This window comes from Mesorhizobium sp. M0830 (assembly GCF_040319965.1).
In the GTDB taxonomy this organism is placed as follows: domain Bacteria; phylum Pseudomonadota; class Alphaproteobacteria; order Rhizobiales; family Rhizobiaceae; genus Mesorhizobium.
In genome coordinates this window covers 1-18,871 of the sequence record NZ_JAMYOR010000014.1, presented here as the reverse complement: position 1 = coordinate 18,871, position 18,871 = coordinate 1, and the positions used below count along the sequence as shown (strand labels likewise).

General features: G+C 63.2%; 17 protein-coding genes and 1 tRNA gene. 3 read left to right on the top strand and 15 right to left on the bottom strand.

Translation table 11 applies throughout. The annotated features are described in order from the left end of the window. Positions 1-143: 143 nt before the first annotated feature. Positions 144-1,046: an endonuclease/exonuclease/phosphatase family protein gene (locus tag NKI20_RS11050; protein WP_352830526.1), complete on the top strand. Its 903-nt coding sequence runs from the start codon at positions 144-146 to the stop codon at positions 1,044-1,046. Beyond that, a complete protein-coding gene (locus NKI20_RS11045) occupies positions 1,043-1,888 on the top strand; it encodes an EamA family transporter (RefSeq protein ID WP_352830523.1) in 846 nt (281 codons plus the stop codon). The genes NKI20_RS11050 and NKI20_RS11045 overlap by 4 nt, the downstream gene beginning before the upstream one ends. Positions 1,889-1,993: 105 nt before the next feature. Here the strand turns inward: NKI20_RS11045 and NKI20_RS11040 are convergent, their stop codons facing one another. The 13 genes from NKI20_RS11040 to NKI20_RS10980 form a co-directional block, all read right to left on the bottom strand. After that, complete coding sequence (locus NKI20_RS11040; protein ID WP_352830520.1) at positions 1,994-2,308, bottom strand: Dabb family protein; 315 nt, start codon at positions 2,306-2,308, stop codon at positions 1,994-1,996. A 17-nt stretch (positions 2,309-2,325) separates the two neighbouring features. Continuing rightward, entirely contained in the window at positions 2,326-3,954 is a 1,629-nt protein-coding gene (locus NKI20_RS11035; protein WP_352830518.1) for a GMC family oxidoreductase, read from the bottom strand. A 12-nt stretch (positions 3,955-3,966) separates the two neighbouring features. Next, positions 3,967-4,728, bottom strand: coding sequence for a 3-ketoacyl-ACP reductase (locus tag NKI20_RS11030; RefSeq protein ID WP_352830516.1), 762 nt, complete (start codon positions 4,726-4,728; stop codon positions 3,967-3,969). Beyond that, entirely contained in the window at positions 4,725-6,224 is a 1,500-nt protein-coding gene (locus NKI20_RS11025) for a GMC oxidoreductase (protein ID WP_352830513.1), read from the bottom strand. Before NKI20_RS11025 ends, NKI20_RS11030 begins: the two co-directional genes overlap by 4 nt. A gap of 4 nt (positions 6,225-6,228) precedes the next feature. Further along, positions 6,229-7,344, bottom strand: a complete 1,116-nt coding sequence (locus tag NKI20_RS11020; RefSeq protein ID WP_352830511.1) for an ABC transporter ATP-binding protein — start codon at positions 7,342-7,344, stop codon at positions 6,229-6,231. Positions 7,345-7,348: 4 nt separating this feature from the next. Continuing rightward, positions 7,349-8,293, bottom strand: coding sequence for a carbohydrate ABC transporter permease (locus NKI20_RS11015; RefSeq protein ID WP_023759716.1), 945 nt, complete (start codon positions 8,291-8,293; stop codon positions 7,349-7,351). Next, positions 8,290-9,246, bottom strand: a complete 957-nt coding sequence (locus tag NKI20_RS11010; protein WP_023759717.1) for a carbohydrate ABC transporter permease — start codon at positions 9,244-9,246, stop codon at positions 8,290-8,292. The genes NKI20_RS11015 and NKI20_RS11010 overlap by 4 nt, the downstream gene beginning before the upstream one ends. A gap of 88 nt (positions 9,247-9,334) precedes the next feature. Beyond that, complete coding sequence (locus NKI20_RS11005; protein ID WP_031260305.1) at positions 9,335-10,588, bottom strand: ABC transporter substrate-binding protein; 1,254 nt, start codon at positions 10,586-10,588, stop codon at positions 9,335-9,337. Positions 10,589-10,646: 58 nt separating this feature from the next. Beyond that, positions 10,647-12,158: an aldehyde dehydrogenase family protein gene (locus NKI20_RS11000; protein WP_352830507.1), complete on the bottom strand. Its 1,512-nt coding sequence runs from the start codon at positions 12,156-12,158 to the stop codon at positions 10,647-10,649. 9 nt (positions 12,159-12,167) lie between these two features. Then, a complete protein-coding gene (locus NKI20_RS10995; RefSeq protein ID WP_352830505.1) occupies positions 12,168-12,944 on the bottom strand; it encodes an enoyl-CoA hydratase/isomerase family protein in 777 nt (258 codons plus the stop codon). Beyond that, positions 12,937-14,538 (bottom strand): acyl CoA:acetate/3-ketoacid CoA transferase, encoded by a 1,602-nt coding sequence (locus NKI20_RS10990; protein WP_352830502.1) that lies wholly within the window; start codon positions 14,536-14,538, stop codon positions 12,937-12,939. The genes NKI20_RS10995 and NKI20_RS10990 overlap by 8 nt, the downstream gene beginning before the upstream one ends. Next, positions 14,535-15,551 (bottom strand): Gfo/Idh/MocA family protein, encoded by a 1,017-nt coding sequence (locus tag NKI20_RS10985; protein ID WP_352830500.1) that lies wholly within the window; start codon positions 15,549-15,551, stop codon positions 14,535-14,537. The genes NKI20_RS10990 and NKI20_RS10985 overlap by 4 nt, the downstream gene beginning before the upstream one ends. Next, positions 15,548-16,606, bottom strand: a complete 1,059-nt coding sequence (locus NKI20_RS10980) for a LacI family DNA-binding transcriptional regulator (RefSeq protein ID WP_352830497.1) — start codon at positions 16,604-16,606, stop codon at positions 15,548-15,550. The genes NKI20_RS10985 and NKI20_RS10980 overlap by 4 nt, the downstream gene beginning before the upstream one ends. Positions 16,607-16,847: 241 nt before the next feature. On the opposite strand from NKI20_RS10980, the gene NKI20_RS10975 reads away from it, so the two are divergent. Then, entirely contained in the window at positions 16,848-18,002 is a 1,155-nt protein-coding gene (locus NKI20_RS10975; RefSeq protein ID WP_352830494.1) for a dihydrodipicolinate synthase family protein, read from the top strand. A gap of 126 nt (positions 18,003-18,128) precedes the next feature. Here the strand turns inward: NKI20_RS10975 and NKI20_RS10970 are convergent. After that, positions 18,129-18,203, bottom strand: a tRNA-Val gene (locus NKI20_RS10970). Between the two features lie 116 nt (positions 18,204-18,319). Continuing rightward, positions 18,320-18,682: a cell cycle two-component system response regulator CpdR gene (gene cpdR / locus NKI20_RS10965; RefSeq protein ID WP_006199474.1), complete on the bottom strand. Its 363-nt coding sequence runs from the start codon at positions 18,680-18,682 to the stop codon at positions 18,320-18,322. Between the last annotated feature and the right edge of the window lie 189 nt (positions 18,683-18,871).

The following is an 18,871-nucleotide window of genomic DNA, read 5'->3' as shown; positions in this document are numbered from 1 at the left end:
CTCTTATTCCCGTTTGAGTAATGATCTATTCCAAAAACCGGGTTCCACTTTTCCAGCGGCTGGCCCAGCCCCGTCGCCCGCCCGGCACATTGCAACCAATCTGCCGAACCGCTACTGCCATTCAAAATTGAGCCGGATAAGCAATGAAGCTGGTCAGCTACAACATCCAGTACGGGTTCGGCGGCGACGGCCGCTATGATCTGGCGCGCGCCGCAGGCATCGTTGCCGGTGCCGACATCATCGCCTTGCAGGAGGTCGAGCGGCACTGGCAGCGCAGCAATTATGACGACCAGCCGGAACTGCTTTCCCGCCTGCTGCCGGACTATCACTGGGTCTACGGCCCGGCCTTCGACATGGATGCCAGCGAGCGGCGCGACGGTCGTCTTGTCAACCGGCGTCGGCAGTTCGGCACCATGGTGCTGTCGAAGCTGCCGATCGTCTGGTCGCGACTGCATGCGCTGCCGATGCGCCGTACGCTGCGGCCGCTCAACACGCGCAATGCGGCACTCGAATGCATGATCCGCACGCCAGCGGGCCCGGTGCGGGTGTTGTCGCTGCATCTCGCCCATATCGCGGTCGAGGAGCGCTTGGAGCAGATCGACTATCTCATGGCCGAGCACCGGCGGGCACCGTCGGATGGCGGGCCGTGGAGTGGTGTCGACGACGAGCCCGTACGCAATTGGACCAGCGGCGAAGCTGAGCCGGAAAATCCACTGGCGGCGATCTGGATGGGCGATTTCAACACGGAGCCGGGCAGTGCCGAGTATCGCCGCATCGTCGGCAGCACGCCCTACCATCGCGGTGCTGCTTATCTCGACGGCTTCGTCGATGCCGCCGCCATTGCCAGCGAGCCGGCCGCGGATTTCCACACCCATGTGAAGACCATCGACGGTAAGGTAGGAAAGCGGCGGCTCGACCATTGCTTCGTCGGCGGCATGTTCGCCGGGCGCGTGCGTTCGATCAGTGCCGACATCGGCGAGGTTGCGTCGGATCATTTCCCGCTTCGGGTCGACATCGACCTGGAAACACCCGGCATCGCCCCATGACACTTTTCGTCTTCTTCGCAGTGCTTGCGGCCGCCGCCATGCATGCGACCTGGAACGCGCTGGTCAAGGTCCATCTCGACCGCTTCCTGTCGATCACGCTGATGACGCTAGGCATGGGTGCCGCGGCCCTCCTGGTGCAGCCCTTCGTCGAAATGCCAAAAGCGCAAGTGTGGCCCTACATCATCGCCTCCGTGTTTTTCCACATGGGCTACCGGACTTTCCTGATCGGCGCCTACAGGGCCGGCGACTTCGCCCAGACCTATCCGCTGGCGCGCGGCACCGCACCGCTGCTGGCGGCGCTTGGCGGCATGTTCGTCGTCGCCGAGGTTCCGGCCCCGCTTGCCATTCTGGGTATCTTTCTGTTGTCTGCCGGCACGCTGGTGATGTCGTTTCGCGGCGGTGCGCATCTGGAGAGGCTCAACTTGCGCGCGGTCGGCTTTGCGCTGGCCACCTCGATTTTCATCGCCAGCTACACACTGTCGGACGGCAGCGGCGCACGGCTGGCCGCCACGGCGCAGAGCTATGCCGCTTGGCTGTTCATCTGCGATGCTTTTGGCGCCTTGGTGCTGTGCCTTATCTTCCGTGGGCCGAAGGCGCTGCCGGTGCTGGCGCGCGACTGGAAGGCAGGACTGTTCACCGGCGTGCTCAGCGGCGCGGCCTACTGGATCGTGATGTGGGCGATGACCAAGGCGCCGATCGCCTCGGTGGCGTCGCTGCGCGAGACCTCGATCCTGTTTGCCATGATGATCTCGGTCTTCGCGCTCGGCGAGAAGATGACGGGCTGGCGCGGTGCCGCCGCGGTCAGCATCGTCGCCGGTGTCGTTGCGCTCAGGCTCGGTTAGTCCAGGTGTCGTCTCGCGATCACCCATTTCACCAATGGGGCGACGAAACTAAGCACAGATTTATAAATGTGCCCCAATTTTTCGATTGGACGTGGGCGTTTTATCTTAAGGAGCAATCCTCAGGTCGAAGACCATCAGTCCGTCCGTGCCGCCTTCGAGCGCCGCGACCAGTCTTGCGCCGGCGCGCTGATGCGCCTCATGCACCAAATAGGCGTCGCGCGCGGCGGCATCGCGAAAGTCGATGGTGAAGCCGTGGGTGAAGCCGCGCGCGAACGGCTCCGGGCTGACATTGGCGCTGAAATTTACCGCGTCCATGCCGTCGATAACCTGTCGCAGCGCCTCGAGGTCGGCATGGATCGCCTTGCGTTCAGCGGCGGGAACATCGTTGCGGAATCTGGCGAAAACACAGTGCCTGATCATTTCTTGCTCCTTAGTGGCTAAGCGGCTCGGTTTCCGGAAAACACAGCCGGCGGCAGCGGCTCGCGGCCGAGGATCAGGTCGGCGCCCTTTTCGCCGACCATGATGGTCGGCGCATTGGTGTTGGAGGAGGGGACGCGCGGCATCACCGAGGCGTCGCAGACGCGCAGCCCCTCGACGCCGCGCAGCCGCAGATCCGGTGTTACGACAGCCATGTCGTCATGACCCATGCGGCAGGTGCCGACCGGATGGTGGTCGGTCTTGGCACTGCGGCAGGCGTAGTCGAACAGTTCGTCGTCGCTGGCGAGCGATGGACCGGGCAGCACCTCGCGCAGCACATAGGGGGCGAGCGCCTTCTGCCGCATGATCTCACGCGCCAGTCTCAGCCCCCTGATCGACATGGCGCGGTCATAGGGATCGGACCAGTAGTTCGGATCGATCAGCGGGTGATCGGCGGGATCTGCACTCTTCAGCCGCACCGTGCCGCGCGAGCGCGGGCGCAGGAAGGCCGAGTTCAAAGTGACGCCCGGATTTTTCAGCTTCTCGACGCCGGCCTCGATGCCGGAGCCCAAACCGAGATGGAACTGAATATCGGGCGAAGCGGCAGTCGGGTCGGCGTACCAGAAGCCACCGGTCTCGAACAGGCTGGAGGCCACCGGCCCCTTCTTCAGCAGCAGGTATTGCAGGCCGGCCCAGGCCGTGCGGTGCAGCTTCGCGTAGTTGTCATAGGTGTGGTCGCCGGTGCATTCGGCGATGACGAACAGATCGAGATGATCCTGCATGTTGGAGCCGACGCCGGGCAGGTCATGAACCGCTGTGACGCCGACCGATTTGAGATGATCGGCCGGACCGATGCCCGACTGCATCAACAGTTTCGGCGAGCCGATGGCGCCGGACGAGACGATCACCTCGCGCTCGGCGCGCAGGATTTTCTTCTCGCCGCCTGGCCTGTCGACAATTTCGACGCCGATGGCGCGGCCCTTCTCGACGACGATGCGCGTCACCAGCACATCGGTCCTGACGGTGAGGTTCTTGCGGGAGCGGATCGGTCTGAGATAGGCGACCGACGCGGAGGAGCGCCGGGCGTCCTTCTGGGTCAGTTGGTAGTAGCCGACGCCCTCCTGGCTGGCGCCATTGAAGTCCGGGTTGAAGGGGATGCCCATTTCCTGGCCGGCTCGAAAATAGGCCTCGCAGATCGGCAGCGGCGAAATCGGGTTCGACACGCCGAGCGGACCCTGGTCGCCGTGAAAGTCGTTGGCGTATCGCTGGTTGTTCTCGGCGCGTTTGAAGTAAGGCAGCACATCGCGATAGCCCCAGCCGGCGAGACCCTCTTCCTTCTCCCAGGCATCATAGTCGCGGGCATTGCCGCGCGTGTAGATCTGGGCGTTGATGGACGAGCCGCCGCCGACGACCTTGGCCTGCGTGTACCAGAAGACGCGGTCCTTCATGTGTTTCTGCGGTACGGTCGACCAGCCCCAGGAGGCAATGCCCTTGGTCATCTTGGCAAAGCCGGCCGGCATATGGATATAGGGATGCCAGTCCTTGCCGCCGGCCTCCAGAAGCAGGACCGAATTGCCCGGATCCTCGCTCAATCGGTTGGCCAGAACGCAGCCGGCCGGACCGGCGCCCACGATGATGTAGTCGGTCATGACACTGTCCACTTACAGTCGCGGCACGGAGAGCGCGCCGTCGACATTGATGATCGAGCCGGTCGAAAAACCGAGCTTGCCGCCGGCGAGCGTCGCCACCACCGCACCGATGTCGGCCGCTTCGCCCCAGCGTTTGGCCGGCACCAGCCCGCCGTCGATCAGGGCGTCGTATTTGGCGGCCACGCCTGATGTCATGTCGGTGCGGATGATGCCGGGCCGCACCTCGAACACGCCGATGTCTTCGGGCGCCAGCCGCAGCGCCAGGTTCTTCACCCACATCGAAAGCCCGGCCTTGGAGATGCAGTAGTCGGGCCGCTCGGACGATGCCATTTCGGCGCTGACCGACGTGATGGTGATGATCGATTTCGTGTGGTCGCCCGGTGTAGCCAGCATTGCCTTGGCGACAGCCTGGCTGAGGAAGACGGTGCCGCGCAGATTGATGTCCAGCGTGCGGTCGAAATTTTCCGGTTTGAGGTCCAGCAGGTCACCGCGCATGGCAGCGCCGACGCCGGCATTGTTGACCAGGCAGTCGATGCGGCCGAAGGCCCCCGTGGCGGCGGCGATGAGGGCTGGGTGGTCATCGAGGTCGGCGATGTCACAACGCACATAGGCGAACTTTGAGCCGCGCGAGATGATGTCGGCGGCAAGTTCGTCTGAAGCTTGGTCGGCAAGATCGGCGATCAGAATGTCGAAGCCGCTGTCCGCCAGTGCTTGAGCACATGCAAGCCCGATGCCGCGTGTGCCGCCGGTGATGATGGCAGATGGCCGGGTCATTGGAGCTCCGTCTTGCGGATATGGTCGGCGACGCGCAGTGCTTGTGCCGCAATCGACAGGGCCGGGTTCACGGCGGCCGAGTTCGGCAGGAAGCTGCCGTCGACGACGAACAGGTTCCGGTGATCGAAGGATCGGCAGAAGGGGTCGAGCGGCGCGGTCGCCGGATCGTCGCCCATCTTGACCGTGCCGCACTGGTGCGAAGGGGTGCGCTTGTCGAAAGGCCGCGACAGCACCAGGGGATAACCGCAGGCGCGGAAGTTTTCGCGCATCACCTTGGTCAACCCGTCAAGTGACTGCATGTTGGAACGCCGCCACTGCATGACGATGTCCTTGCCGTCGACCATGATGCGGCTTTCGGGATCGGGCAGATCCTCGCACATCAGGTACCAGTCGACCGCATGACGAGCCATGAAATCGAGCGCGAATTTCGGCGCGAACTTTACATTGGCCCTCAGCATGTTGCCGTCGATCTTGCCGAGAAGCTGGACATTGCCGAGCGGCTTGCCGCCCTTGCCGTCGGACAGATAATAGTCGTTCAGCATCAGCGTTTTCTGGTAGACGGCATCGTTCCTGCGGCGCGGGTCGATCGCCAGCATGGCGCTCGAATTGTGGTTCATGAAATTGCGGCCGACCTGGTCGGAGCGGTTGGCGAGGCCTTTGCCGTCTGGCGAGGGCGAGCGCAGCAGGATGACGGCGGAATTGACCGCACCCGCGGAGAGGATGACCAGCTTCGGCGTGACCTTCTTCGCCTCGCCATTCTGCCGATAGTGAATTGCAGCGATGGTTGTGCCATCTGTCGATGCTTCGAGATATTCGACGTAGGCGCCGGTCTCAAGCTGGATATTGGTGTCTGCAAGTGCCGCAGTCAGCGGTCCGGTCTGCGCGTCGACCTTGCCCTGACCGGTATTGGGAAACGCGTCCCAGCCGGTCCTGCCATCCTTCAGCCAGGTGTCGATGTCGACGCCGAGCGGCAGCGAGGCCGGATGTAGGCCGAGGCTCTTGAGTTCGGCGCGGGCGCGGGCGATGGGGGCTTCGTCGGGCACTGGCTTGTAGGCATACGGGATCGAGTGGAACGGCTCTGTCGGGTCTTCGCCCAGTGCGCCGCGGACGCGAAACAGCTGTTCGGCTTTCGAATACCAGGGCTCGAACTCCTCATAGGAAAACGGCCAGGCCGGTGAGACGCCGCCGAAGTGCTCCATGGGGGCAAAGTCTTCCTTGCGGTAGCGGATCAGCACAGCGCCATAGAATTTCGAATTGCCGCCGACATAGTAGTAGTTGCCGGGATTGAAGGCAGCACCTCCGGCTTCGCGCCACATCTCCTTCGGCCGGTAGTGGCCGTTGACGAAGATCGAACGCGTGTCACGCGCGTGCGGCGTCGCCGGCAACGGCTCGCCACGCTCCAGCATCAGGATCGAGGCGCCGCTGCCGGCAAGGCCGCAGGCGATCGTAGCGCCGCCAATGCCGGAGCCGATGATGACGATGTCCGGGTTGCTCATAGCGTCAGCGAATGCGGTTCTCGGTCGCCGGATCGAAGAACACTGCCTTTGTCAGGTTGAAGGCGAGCGGCGTGTTGGTGCCCGGCTGGATGTTGGCGTCGGCACGCAGCCGCGCCACCACGCCCTTGCCTCCGAGATTGGTGACGGCGAAGGTGTCGGAGCCCGCCGGTTCGACGACCTCGATATGGCAGTCGGCCGTGGCGATGTTCGAGGCGTTGCGTTCGGCGCCTTCCGGATCGGTCAGCGCTTCAGGGCGGACGCCGAAGATGATCGGCTTGCCCTGAAATGCCGACAGGCCGGCCGGTGCATTGGCCATCGGCAGGTTGATCGGCGCGCGCGCCTCACGCTGGAGCACGACGGACAGCGCGTTGCCGTTGGTGCCGATCGTCGCCGGGATCAGGTTCATTGCCGGCGACCCCATGAAGTCGGCGACGAAGAGATTGGTCGGGTTGTTGTAGATTTCGGCCGGGGTGCCGAACTGCTGTACCTCGCCGTCGCGCATGACAGCGATTTTGGTCGCCAGCGTCATCGCCTCGATCTGGTCATGGGTGACGTAGACGATGGTGGTGCCGGTGGTGGCGTGCAGGCGCTTGATCTCGATGCGCATGTCGACGCGAAGCTTGGCGTCGAGGTTGGACAAAGGTTCATCGAACAGGAACAGTTTGGGGTCGCGCACCAGGGCCCGGCCCATGGCGACGCGCTGGCGCTGGCCGCCGGAAAGCTGGCTCGGCTTGCGCTGCAGCAGGTGACCGATCTGCAGCACCTTGGCTACCTTGTCGATCGCCTTCTGGCGCTCCGCCGCCGGCACGCCGCGCATCTCCATGCCAAACGAGATGTTTCCGGCCACAGTCATGTTCGGGTAGAGAGCGTAGCTCTGGAACACCATGGCGATGTCGCGTTTGGAGGGATGCAGATCGTTGATTTGGCGGCCGTCGACGCGGATTTCGCCCGAGGTGATTGTCTCCAGCCCGGCGATGGTGTTGAGCAGCGTGGACTTGCCGCAGCCGGACGGGCCGACCAGCACCAGGAAGCCGCCTTTCTCAAGCTCGACATCGATCCCTTTCAGGATCTCGACCTGGCCGAAGCGCTTTCTCAGACCATCAATTTCCAGAAAAGCCATCAGATTATCCTTTGACGGCGCCAGCCATGAGACCGCGCACGAAGTAGCGGCCGGCGAGCACATAGACGAGAAGGGTGGGCAGTGCCGCGATCATCGCGGCGGCCATGTTGACGTTGTATTCGACGACGCCTGTCGAGGTGTTGACGACGTTGTTGAGCGCCACCGTCATCGGCATTACGTCGCCGGAGCCGGCATAGGCGGAGGCGAACAGGAAGTCGTTCCAGATGTTGGTGAACTGGTAGATCACCGTCACAACGATGATAGGCAGTGAGTTGGGCAGCATGATGCGCCGGAAGATCTGGAAGAAGCTTGCCCCGTCGACCTGCGCCGCCTTGACCAGTTCGGTTGGGAACGTCTCGTAGTAGTTGCGGAAGAACAGCGTGGTGAAGCCGATGCCGTAGACGACGTGGACGAAGACCAGGTTGACTGTCGAATTACCGAGGCCGAAGCTCGTTCCGGTCGCATTCTGCAAAGTCACGCCGAAACGGCCGATGCTGCCAAGAATGGTCGCCATCGGCAACAGCACCGACTGGAACGGGATGAAGCAGGCAAACAGCATCAGCCCGAACACCAGCGTCGCCCCGCGAAAGCGCCATTTTGTCAGCACATAGCCGTTGAGCGCGCCGAGCAGGGTCGAGATGATGACTGCCGGAACCACCATCTTGATCGAGTTCCAGAAATAGCCCTTCATGCCGACGCAGGTCAGGCCCGAGCAAACTTCGCTCCACGCCTTTATCCATGGGTCGAAGGTCGGCGCTTGCGGCAGCGCCAGCATGTTGCCGTTCTGGATCTCTTCCATGGTCTTGAACGAGGTCACCAGCATGACGAACAGCGGCATCAGGTAGAACAGCGCAAACAGCGCCAAGAGCCCGTAGATGACGACGCGGTTGATGAGCTTGACGTTGACGCCGCCTGAGGCCTGACGGGCGGGAGTGGTGACGGCGCTCATCGCGGCTTCTCCCTGAGTTCCGAATAGAGATAGGGCACGATGATGGCGATGATGGTCATCAGCATGATCACGGCGCTGGCCGAGCCGACGGCCATCTCGTTGCGCTTGAAGGTGTACTCGTACATGAAATTAGAGGGCAGCCAGGCCGAGCCGCCGGGGCCGCCGCTGGTCAGCGCCACGACAAGGTCATACGACTTGATGGCGAGGTGCGCGAGCACGATGAAGGCCGACAGGAAGATCGGCCGCAGCAGCGGGATGACGATGCGGCGGTAAAGCTGGAAGGTGGTGGCGCCATCGATCTGCGCCGCCTTCATGATCTCGCCGTCGATGCCGCGCAGACCGGCCAGGAACATCGCCATGATGAAGCCCGAGGCCTGCCAGACACCGGCGATGACCACCGTGTAGATGACGAAATCCTTGTTCTTGATCCAGTCGAAATGGAAGCTCGTCCAACCCCATTGATGCAAGGTCTGCTCGAGGCCGAGGCCGGGATCGAGGAACCATTTCCAGGCAACCCCGGTGACGATGAAGGACAGCGCCATCGGGTAGAGATAAATCGGCCGCAGCACGCCTTCGCCGCGGATCTTCTGGTCGAGCAGGATGGCCAGGAACAGGCCGAGCGCCAGGCAGATGAAGATGTAGAGAAAACCGAAAATGCCCATGTTGGTGATCGACGTGTACCAGCTCGATGGCGGGTCGGTGTCGAAGGTCCAGCCCCACAGCCGCTGATAAGCACGCGAGCCGGTGATGGCATAGGACGGGAAGGTCTTGGAATTGGTGAAGGACAGGTAGATCGTCCACAGGATGAAGCCGTAGACGAAGACGATGGTGATGGCGAAGCTCGGCGCCAGCACGATCTTCGGCAGCGCGTCCTGCAGGCGCGAGCGCACCGAGGCGCGCGGGCGTGCGTGCTCCGGCGTCAGCTTGATCTGGCTTGTCGCTACCGTGCTCATGAAGCTCCTCCCGTCGACGCGCGACCAACGGTTTCGCGGATCGGAGCCTTCCCCACCGGAGCAGGGAAGGCGTTTTCTTGTGTTGCGCTTACTTGGCGTCGTCGATGGCCTTGACCAGTTCGGTCACGGCTTCGTCCGAGGTCTTGATCTGGCCATGGACGAACTTGGAGACGACATCCTTATAGGCATTGGCGACCGCCGGAGGCGCGCCATAGCCCTGGGCCAGCGAACCGAACAGCGTGCCGCCTTCGTTGGCTGCCTTCAGGTCGGCGATGCCCTTCTTGCCGCAAGCGTCGAAGTCGGTATCCGGAACGTCGGTACGAGCCGGAACCGAACCCTTGACGACGTTGAAGGCCGACTGGAAGCTCTTCGACAGGGTAGCGGTGGCCAGTGCGATCTGGGCGGCCTTGCGGTCGTCCGGAACGTTGAACATGCCGAACATGTCCGAGTTGTAGATCACCGAGCCGTCGGTGCCCGGAAAGCGGTAGCAAAGGAAGTCCGTGCCCGGGGTCTTGTTGGCGGCGTGGAACTCACCCTTGGCCCAGTCGCCCATGACCTGCACGAGGGCATCGCCCTTGATGACCATGGCGGTGGCAAGGTTCCAGTCGCGGCCCGAGAAGTTCGGATCGACATAGGTGACCAGCTTGGCGAGATTGTCGAACGATTTCTTCATCGTGTCGGACTTGAGCGAAGCGTCATCGAGGTCGTTGAAGGCCTTTTTGTAGAACTCAGGTCCGCCGGTCGACAGCACGACAGAGTCGAACATGGTGGCTTCCTGCCAGTTCTGGCCGCCGAGAGCGAGCGGGATCACGCCTGCTGCCTTGGCCTTGTCAAGCAGGGCAACGAAGTCGTCGAAGGTCTTCGGCTCGGTGCCGCCGATCTTGTCCATGACGGCCTTGTTGATCCACAGCCAGTTGACCGAGTGGACATTGACCGGAGCCGCGACCCATTTGCCTTCGTAGACCGAGAACTTCTGCAGGGCTGCCGGAACGGACTTGTCCCAGCCTTCCTTCTTCGCCGTCTCGGTCAGATCGCCCATGACGCCGGCCGCCGCATAATCGAGCACGGTGTAGCCGAGCATCTGCGAGGCAGTCGGGTAATTGCCGGCCGCGACCATCGCCTTCAGCGCGGTCATGGCAGCGTCGCCGCCACCACCGGCCACCGGCACGTCTTTCCAGGCATAGCCTTCCTTGGCCAGGTCGCCCTTGAGGACGTTGAGAGCAGCCGCTTCGCCGCCCGACGTCCACCAATGCAGCATCTGGACTTCCTTGACGTCCGCGGCATGGGCCGCGAAAGCCAGACCCGATGCGAGAGCCGTTCCGATAAGCAGTTTGCGCAACATGTACTTCCTCCCTTGTTTCATTACACGACCGGTGGAGGCCCACCGGGTTCTTCTCAACTCAGCCGACCCACCATCCGGTGCGTTGGCCGCGATGAAACTGGATTGTCTTTTCCTCGGTATAGTCCTCGACGGCGCGTTTGCCGAGTTCGCGTCCGAGACCGGACTGCTTGTAGCCTCCGAAAGGCAGCTCGGGATAACCTTCCATGAATGTGTTCACCCAGACGGTCCCCGAACGCACCCCACGCGCTATCGACATGCAAGTGTCGATGCTGGCGCTCCACACGCCCGCCGACAAACCATAGGGCGTGTCGTTGGCGATGTGCAACGCCTTTTCAATCGATCCAAAAGTCAGCACCGAGAGCACCGGGCCGAACACTTCCTCGCGCGCAATGGCCATATCCTCGGTGACGCCGCGGATGATGGTGGGATCGAGGTATTGACCGGCATTGGAGGCCAGCTGCTGGCCGCCCCTGTAAACACTGCTGCCTTCGGTCGCGGCTGCTGCCACGTAACCTGTCACCTTTGCCAGATGATCGGATGAGATCATCGCGCCGACCTTGGTTCGGTCATCGAGCGGATCGCCGACCCTCAGCCTGGCGGTGAGCGCCTTGACGGCTCCGAGAAAATCGTCGGCGATCGCCTCGTGCACGATCAGCCGGCTGCCGGCATTGCAGCATTCGCCGGCATTGAAGAAGCCGCCGAACACCGCCGCGTCGGCGGCCGCCTTGAGGTCGGCGTCGGGGAAAACGATCTGGCCGTTCTTGCCACCGAGTTCCATCGAGACTTTCTTCAGCGACTGCGCGGCCGAGGCCATCGTCATTCTGCCGACGCGGGTCGAGCCGGTGAACGACACCATCTCGACAAGCGGATGGCTGACCATCGGGGCGCCGACATCGGCGCCGAGCCCTGCGAGGATGTTGACAACGCCGGCAGGAAGGCCGGCCTGCATCAGGATGTCGCCGAGCACGAAGGTGGAAGCCGAGGTCATTTCGCTCGGCTTGACCACCGCCGTACAGCCGGCGGCGAGCGCGAAGGGTAGTTTCTGGCTGACGATCAGGAAGGGGAAATTCCAGGGCGTGATGATCGAGACGACACCGATCGGCTCGCGCAACACGACACCCAGCATGGCATCGCCGAGATTGGCGTAGGATTCGCCATGCAGTGTGCGGGCGAGCGAGGCGGCGTAGCGCCAGATGTCGACGGCGCCACCGATCTCGCCGCGCGCCTGAGCAATCGGCTTGCCGGATTCCAGCGCGTCGAGCCGGGCGATGTCTTCGAGCCGCGCCTCGATCAAGTCGGCCGCCTTGAGCAGAATCGCGGCACGTTCAGCAGCTTTCATGCGCGGCCATGGGCCCGTTTCGAAAGCTTTGTGCGCAGCCTGCACAGCGGCTTCCACTTCGGCCTCGCCGGCCTGCGCATAGTGCGAGACGGTGAAGCCGTGGCCGGGGCTCTGGCGCGCAATCGTGCGGCCGTCGCGGGCATCGACATGCTTGCCGTCGATCAGCAGCTTGTACGCCTTCGGCGCCGCGGACGCCTCGGCCGGCATGGAAATCTTGAGAGGTGCGTTCATGTGTTTCCTCTAGGATCTCGAAAAGGCCGGTTTGTGCTTGGCCTTGAAAGCGCCGACACCGGCCTTGAGATCGCCGGACATCGCGATGAAGCCGCTGGCCAGCGCTTCGGTGGCGGCCGCACTTTCCTCGCCTTCGGCGACAGCGATCATCAGCTTGGCGGCCTCCGTCGCCAGCGGCCCGCGCTCGGCGATCTTTTCGGCCCAAGTCCTGGCTTCGTCGTGGGCCTTGCCGGTCTCGACCACCCGGTCGACCACACCCAGGGCCCTCGCTTCGGGCGCGAGCAAGATCTCGCCGCCCAGCGCCATGCGACGCACCGTCTGTGCACCGAAACGACGCACCGCGCGCTGCGTGCCGGACCAGCCGGGCACCACTCCAATCGAGGTTTCCGGGAAGCCCAATTTCACCTGTGTTTCCGCGACGCGGAAATCACAGGCCACAGCCAGTTCCAGGCCGCCGCCCAGCGCATGGCCGGACAGGACCGCGATGGTCGGCTGCCGCAGCCGCGCCAGCCGGTCGAACACACGGTGGCCGTAGCGCACCCATTGCACCTGGAAATCGGCCGCGCTCATCTGCGCCCAGGCCTCGACATCACCGCCGGCGCAAAAACCCTTGCCCTCGCCGCGCAGCAGCACGACACGCACGCCTTCCGCCATCTCAGCCGCGTCGAGCGCCGTCGCTAGCGCCCGCAGCATCGGGATGTCGAGCGCGTTGAATTTCTCCGGCCGGCGCAGCGTGATGGTGCCGATGGCGCCATCCTGCTCGAAGGTGACGAGACGTTCAGCCATCCACGCCTCCGAGCGAGGCGCCGTCATTCAGCGACAGGCCTATTGGCTGGTCCAGGTAGAGCGCCTCTGGTGTCGTCTTGAGGTCCTTGGCAACGCCCAACGGAATTTCCGACTGCGCCAGCACATCGCGTTGCAGGTCGATGCCAGGCGCCAGTTCAGTGACGACCAAGCCTTCTGGCGTCAGCTTCATCACGCAGCGCTCGGTGACGTAGGTGATGTCCTGCCCTTGCGCGACCGCGCGCTTGCCCGAGAACGAGATATGCTCGACCTCCGCGACCACCTTCTTGACCTTGCCCTCCTGGTCGATGCGGATGCCGCCATCGGCCAGCGAGAGCTTGGCACCAGCGTTGAAAAACCCGGAGAAGACGATCTTCTTCGCCCGCGCGGTGATGTCGACAAAGCCGCCGGCACCGGCGGTGACATGCGGCCGCGCCGAAAGCTTCGAGACATTGACTGAGCCATGGCGGTCGATCTGCAGGAAGGACAGCAGCGACGCATCGAAGCCGCCGGCCTGGAAATAGATGAACTGGTGCGGCGAGGGCATGAAGGCGTCGGCATTCGACGAGCAGCCGAACTTGAAATCGAGCAGCGGTACGCCGCCGACCGCGCCCTGTTCGATGACCCAGGTGACCTTGCCATGCTGGCCTTCCTCGAGCAGGATACGCGGCACATTGGCGGAAATGCCGAAGCCGATGTTGACGGCCATGCCGTCGCGCAATTCCATGGCGACGCGGCGCGCGATCACCTTCTGGATATTCATCTCCGCGTTGCGGAAACTCGACAGCGGCCGGAAGATCTCGCCCGAGATTGCCGGATCGTAAGGCGTCAGCGTCGTCTGCAACTGGTCGGGCGCGACGACGATATGGTCGACCAGCACGCCGGGCACGCGTACGTCATGCGGCTTCAGCGTGCCGTTCTCGACGACGCGCTTGACCTGCGCGATGACGATGCCGCCATTGTTGCGGGCAGCAAGCGCCTGCTCCAGCCCGCCGAGATAGGCGCCCTCATGCTCGTAGGTGAGGTTGCCGCGCTCGTCCGCCGTGGTGGCGCGGATGATCGAGACATCCGGCACGATGGAGCGGAAATAGAGCCATTCCTCGCCGTCGAACTGCTGCACGGAAACGATCGGCTCGCTGGCGGCGGCGTTCATGGCGCAGCCCTGGTGGCGGGGATCGGCGAAGGTGTCGAGACCGACCTTGGTCAGCACGCCCGGCCGCTTGGCGGCAGCCTCGCGGTGCATATCGAACAGGATGCCGGACGGCACGTTGTAGGCGGCGACCGAATTGTCGCCGATCATCTTCCAGATCTGCGGCGGTTCGGAAGAGGAGGGGCCGGACGGATAGGAACCGCACAAAGTCCGCTTCAGCAGGCCGGGCTTGGCCAGATGGTCGATACCCCTGACGCCATACATGTCGCCCGCGGCGATCGGATGCAGCGTGGTGATGTTCTTCGGATGGCCTTCCCCATCGAAGCGCTCGCCGATCGCGGCCAGCACGGCGTCAGGGCAGCCGAGGCCGCTCGACGAGGACACCGACACGACCATGCCGTCCTTGATAAGGCCGGCGGCTTCAGTTGCGGAAACGACCTTGCTCAATTCATGCTCCCGAGTTTCGGGTCGATCCTGACGGCCTTGCCGGAACTTGCCGATTGCAGCGCTGCTTCGGCAGCGGTCAGCGACCAGATGCCGTCCTCGCCGGTTGCGGCAGGCCGGCCCTCGCCACGGATCGCGGTGTGGAACTGGCGCACGGAGCGCGCATAAAGATCCTCGCGGTCGAAGCTCAATTCCTCTTCGCCTGCTGCCGTGCGCAGCAGCACCGAGCCGATCGGCTTCTGAGTCATCACGTTGCTGGCGATCAGCGACCCTTCCGAACCGTGCACCTCGAAGCCGGTGCCGGCGAATTTGGTGGTGAAGCCCTCATGCGACTGCGCAATGACGCCCGATTTGAAGCGCCAGATGCACATGGCGCCATCCTCCAGCCCGCTGCCGGCCATGCCGGCCGACTGCGTGAAGCAGGAAACCTCGACCGGATCGTCGCCGAGCACGAAGCGCAGCGTGTCGGCATCATGCACGGTGATGTCGAGCACCACGCCGCCGCCCGCTTCGGGTTTGGTGATGCGCCAGCCCTGCAGATTCTCAGGCAGATAGACGGAATGGAAGACGCGCGCGGCAATCGGCTTGCCGATGCGGCCGGCGGCGATCGCCTCGCGCATGGTGCGGTGCGCGCCGGCGTTGCGTAGATGATGGTTGGTGCCGAGCACGACGCCGGCGGCCTTGGCGGCGGCAACCATCTTGCGGGCGTCGCTGCTGCTTAGCGCCAGCGGCTTTTCGCACAGCACGTGCTTTCCCGCCCTGACGGCGGCGAGCGCCTGCTCGAGGTGCAATTCATTGGTGGTCGAGATGTAGACGGCGTCGATATCGGCGCCGAGGAGGCCATCGAGCGTCGAAACGGCAAGCAGAATGTTGTTTTCCCCGGCATAGGCGGTGGCGCGCTCGGGGCTGGAACTCATTACTGCCGCGACCTCGCCGTCGCTTTGCGCGCGGATGGCGTTGATCATGAACTGTCTGGCGATCGTGCTGGCGCCGATCAAGCCCCATTTGACGCTCATGTCGCGCTCCTCGAACCTGCGAGGCTGTTTCGGGTGCGGCGATCCGGGCCGCAGCTTTCCCTGACCACGAGATTGACCGCGCCGATATGGTCCTCGGCCCGCGTGGTGCGCGACTGGATCATTTTCAGCATGACATGCGCGGCACGTTCGCCCAGGCCCGCCGAGTCCACCGCGACGCTGGTCAGAGCCGGCATATGATGCTCGGCCTCGGCCACGTCGTCGAAGCCGACGATGGCGAAATCAGCGCCCGGCTCAAGCCCACGCTTGCGCAGCGCCAGCATCGCGCCAAAGGCGACGGCGTCATTAAAGCAGAGTGCCGCGGTCGGCGGTTCAGCCATCGCGAGAGCGGTCTCCAGGCACGCGATACCACCTCTGCGGCTGGTCTCGCCTTCGACGACAAGTGCGTCCCGGGCGGCGATCCCCTGCGTCTCACAGGCTTCGCGAAATCCGCCAAGCCGCTCATGATAGACCACCAGATCGGACGAGCCGCCGAAGAAGACCAGCCGGCGATGTCCCTTGCCGATCAGATGAGCGGTGGCGAGATAGGCGCCGCGATGATTGTCCGGCGCGATCACGGGGATGCGGCTTTCCGGCAGCCGGCGCATGGCGAAGACCACAGGCAGGCCCGCCGTTTCGATCCGCCGAAAGGCGCCCGGCGTCGTGCCGCGGGCCGGCGACACGATGAGACCGGCGACACCTTGCTCCATCAGCGATTTCAGCACTTCCTCCTGGCGCACCGGATTTTCAGCCGTGTTGGCGATGAATGGCACGATCCCGGCCGACTGGAAGACGCGTTCCATGCCGACCGCCAGTTCTGCGAAGAAAGGATTGGTGAGATCGTTGATGACCATGCCTATGACGTTGGAGTGAGCCTTGCGCAGGTTGGCGGCGCCGCGGTTGTAAACGTAACCGACATCGTCGATCGCCTTGCGAACCTTGCTTGCTGTCTCAGGCCGGATCAGCCCGCTTCCCTGGAGCACGAGCGATACCGTCGATTTGGACACGCCTGCTTCACGGGCGATGTCGAATATCGTCGCCTTGGCCCGGCTGGCCATCCAGATGCATCCTCCCAACTTTATGATCACGTTTTATTGGAACGTTCTAATCATCGGTTGGATCTTGAGTCAACCCCAGATCTTTTCCCGACCCTGAATGAACGATTGCAGGTGCTCCAACGCCATATTGTATAAGGCTTTGTCTGTTGCAATGCAGCATTTGCCTGAATGAACTCTGAATCCTAAAGGTTCTTGATTTATTGGAACGTTCCATTTATAGGCGCGGAAAAGGGAGAGATCGATGGACATTTCCTTGCCTGGCGAGGATGGCCGCAGTGCCCGCTACGCGCTTGCCGGCCAGCCGGTGCAGCCGGTGATCGGCGCGCGGTTTACGCGCATCGCCTATGCCGCCGCACACGTCGTTGCCGATCCGCTTGCGATGACCGATCCGTGGTCCAGGCCGATGGTCGACTGGGACAGGACGATGGCATTCCGGCACCATCTGTGGCGGCTAGGCTTTCGCATCGCCGAGGCGATGGACACGTCGCAGCGTGGCATGGGTTTCGACTGGACAAACGCGCAGGAATTGATCCGCCGCTCGATCGCCGAGGCGCGTACCGTCGATGGCGCCGACCTGGCCTCGGGCGCTGGCACCGACCATCTGGCGCCGGCCGCTGCCAAGACGCTCGACGATGTCATCACCGCTTATGAGGAGCAGTTCGGTTTTATCGAAGGGCTGGGCGGCAAGGTGATCATGATGGCCAGCCGGGCGCTCGCGGCGACAGCCAAGGGCCCGGATGACTATGTGCATGTTTACGACCGCATTCTCGGCCAGGCCTCCGGCAAGGTCATCCTGCACTGGCTGGGCGACATGTTCGATCCGGCGCTCAAGGGCTACTGGGGCAGCAGCGATTTCGAGGCCGCGCTCGATACCGTCATCGCCATCATCGAACGCCACGCCGACAAGGTGGCAGGGATAAAAATCTCGCTGCTCGATGCCGGCAAGGAGATCGCGCTCAGGACCCGCCTGCCTGACGGCGTCGTGATGTTCACCGGTGACGACTTCAACTACCCCGAACTGATCGCCGGTGACGAGAAAAGACATTCGCATGCGCTGCTCGGCATTTTCGACGCCATCGCGCCGGTCGCCAATGCCGCCTTGGCGAAACTGGCGGAGAGGAATCGCGCCGGCTATGACGCATTGATGGCGCCGACCGTGCCGCTATCGCGAAAAATCTTCGAGGCGCCGACCGAATATTACAAGGCCGGCATCGTCTTCATGGCCTGGCTGAACGGCCATCAGGACCATTTTGCGATGGTCGGCGGCATGCAATCGGCGCGCAGCATCCGTCACTATGCCGATATTTTCCGCCTTGCCGACCAGGCTGGGTTGCTGGCCGATCCGGACCTGGCGGTTGCCAGGATGAGGAGCCTCTGCGCCGTTGCGGGCGTCTGAGCTGGGACTGTCCCCTCGCGGAACCAATGTCCTGGCTTCTAACCCGGATATCATCTCACGCATGCCCGCTCTGGTCAGTGCCGGGACGGGCGCATTGCGCTCAAGCTCGCCAATGTCTGGATTGGATGGTGGGCGTGACAGGGATTGAACCTGTGACCCCTGCAATGTCAATGCAGTGCTCTCCCGCTGAGCTACACGCCCATCCGAAGCCGCGCATACACCATTTTTGATCCAGCGCGTCAATAGCAGGAAAAAGGAAAGAAGGCGTCGTCTCGCCGCAGTGGCGAAGAGGTGCGGCGCCTCGCTTGGAAAGCGGCTCAGGCCGCCTGAAGCATCTTCTCGACCTCGTTGACGAGATCGCGCAGATGGAATGGCTTCGACAACACCTTGGCGTCTTTCGGTGCCTTGGAATCCGGGTTCAGCGCAACGGCGGCGAAACCGGTGATGAACATGACCTTCAAATCAGGATCGATCTCGGTAGCGCGACGCGCCAGCTCGATGCCGTCCATCTCCGGCATGACGATGTCAGTCAACAGCAGCGAGAACGGCTCCTCGCGCAGCCGCTCATAGGCGCTGGCGCCATTGTCGAAATCGCTGACCTGGTAACCGGCGCGCTCCAGCGCCTTGACGAGGAACCGACGCATATCGTCGTCGTCTTCCGCCAGAAGAATGCGTGCCATGATGTCCCGTCCGAATCACCCGCCCGAGATTGCCGTTGGGCAAGCCCGTTAACCATCCTGTATATGAGGAGGTGAGGGTAAACATCAAGTGAACGCGGACGGCGTGTCGGTAGCACACGATATGTCCGGTTTAGGTAGCACACGATCTGTCCGGTAAGTCTTGACCTTTTAAACGGGGTCAGGATGCGC

Bases quoted from the DNA above. Each gene is read 5' to 3' on its own strand.
- NKI20_RS10995 (WP_352830505.1), bottom strand. From the start codon at position 12,944: ATGGCTGAACGTCTCGTCACCTTCGAGCAGGATGGCGCCATCGGCACC.
- NKI20_RS11025 (WP_352830513.1), bottom strand. From the start codon at position 6,224: ATGAGCAACCCGGACATCGTCATCATCGGCTCCGGCATTGGCGGCGCT.
- NKI20_RS11015 (WP_023759716.1), bottom strand. From the start codon at position 8,293: ATGAGCGCCGTCACCACTCCCGCCCGTCAGGCCTCAGGCGGCGTCAAC.
- NKI20_RS11000 (WP_352830507.1), bottom strand. From the start codon at position 12,158: ATGAACGCACCTCTCAAGATTTCCATGCCGGCCGAGGCGTCCGCGGCG.
- NKI20_RS11030 (WP_352830516.1), bottom strand. From the start codon at position 4,728: ATGACCCGGCCATCTGCCATCATCACCGGCGGCACACGCGGCATCGGG.
- NKI20_RS10975 (WP_352830494.1), top strand. From the start codon at position 16,848: ATGGACATTTCCTTGCCTGGCGAGGATGGCCGCAGTGCCCGCTACGCG.
- NKI20_RS11040 (WP_352830520.1), bottom strand. From the start codon at position 2,308: ATGATCAGGCACTGTGTTTTCGCCAGATTCCGCAACGATGTTCCCGCC.
- NKI20_RS11005 (WP_031260305.1), bottom strand. From the start codon at position 10,588: ATGTTGCGCAAACTGCTTATCGGAACGGCTCTCGCATCGGGTCTGGCT.
- NKI20_RS11050 (WP_352830526.1), top strand. From the start codon at position 144: ATGAAGCTGGTCAGCTACAACATCCAGTACGGGTTCGGCGGCGACGGC.
- cpdR (WP_006199474.1), bottom strand. From the start codon at position 18,682: ATGGCACGCATTCTTCTGGCGGAAGACGACGACGATATGCGTCGGTTC.
- NKI20_RS10980 (WP_352830497.1), bottom strand. From the start codon at position 16,606: ATGGCCAGCCGGGCCAAGGCGACGATATTCGACATCGCCCGTGAAGCA.
- NKI20_RS11045 (WP_352830523.1), top strand. From the start codon at position 1,043: ATGACACTTTTCGTCTTCTTCGCAGTGCTTGCGGCCGCCGCCATGCAT.
- NKI20_RS11010 (WP_023759717.1), bottom strand. From the start codon at position 9,246: ATGAGCACGGTAGCGACAAGCCAGATCAAGCTGACGCCGGAGCACGCA.
- NKI20_RS11035 (WP_352830518.1), bottom strand. From the start codon at position 3,954: ATGACCGACTACATCATCGTGGGCGCCGGTCCGGCCGGCTGCGTTCTG.
- NKI20_RS11020 (WP_352830511.1), bottom strand. From the start codon at position 7,344: ATGGCTTTTCTGGAAATTGATGGTCTGAGAAAGCGCTTCGGCCAGGTC.
- NKI20_RS10985 (WP_352830500.1), bottom strand. From the start codon at position 15,551: ATGAGCGTCAAATGGGGCTTGATCGGCGCCAGCACGATCGCCAGACAG.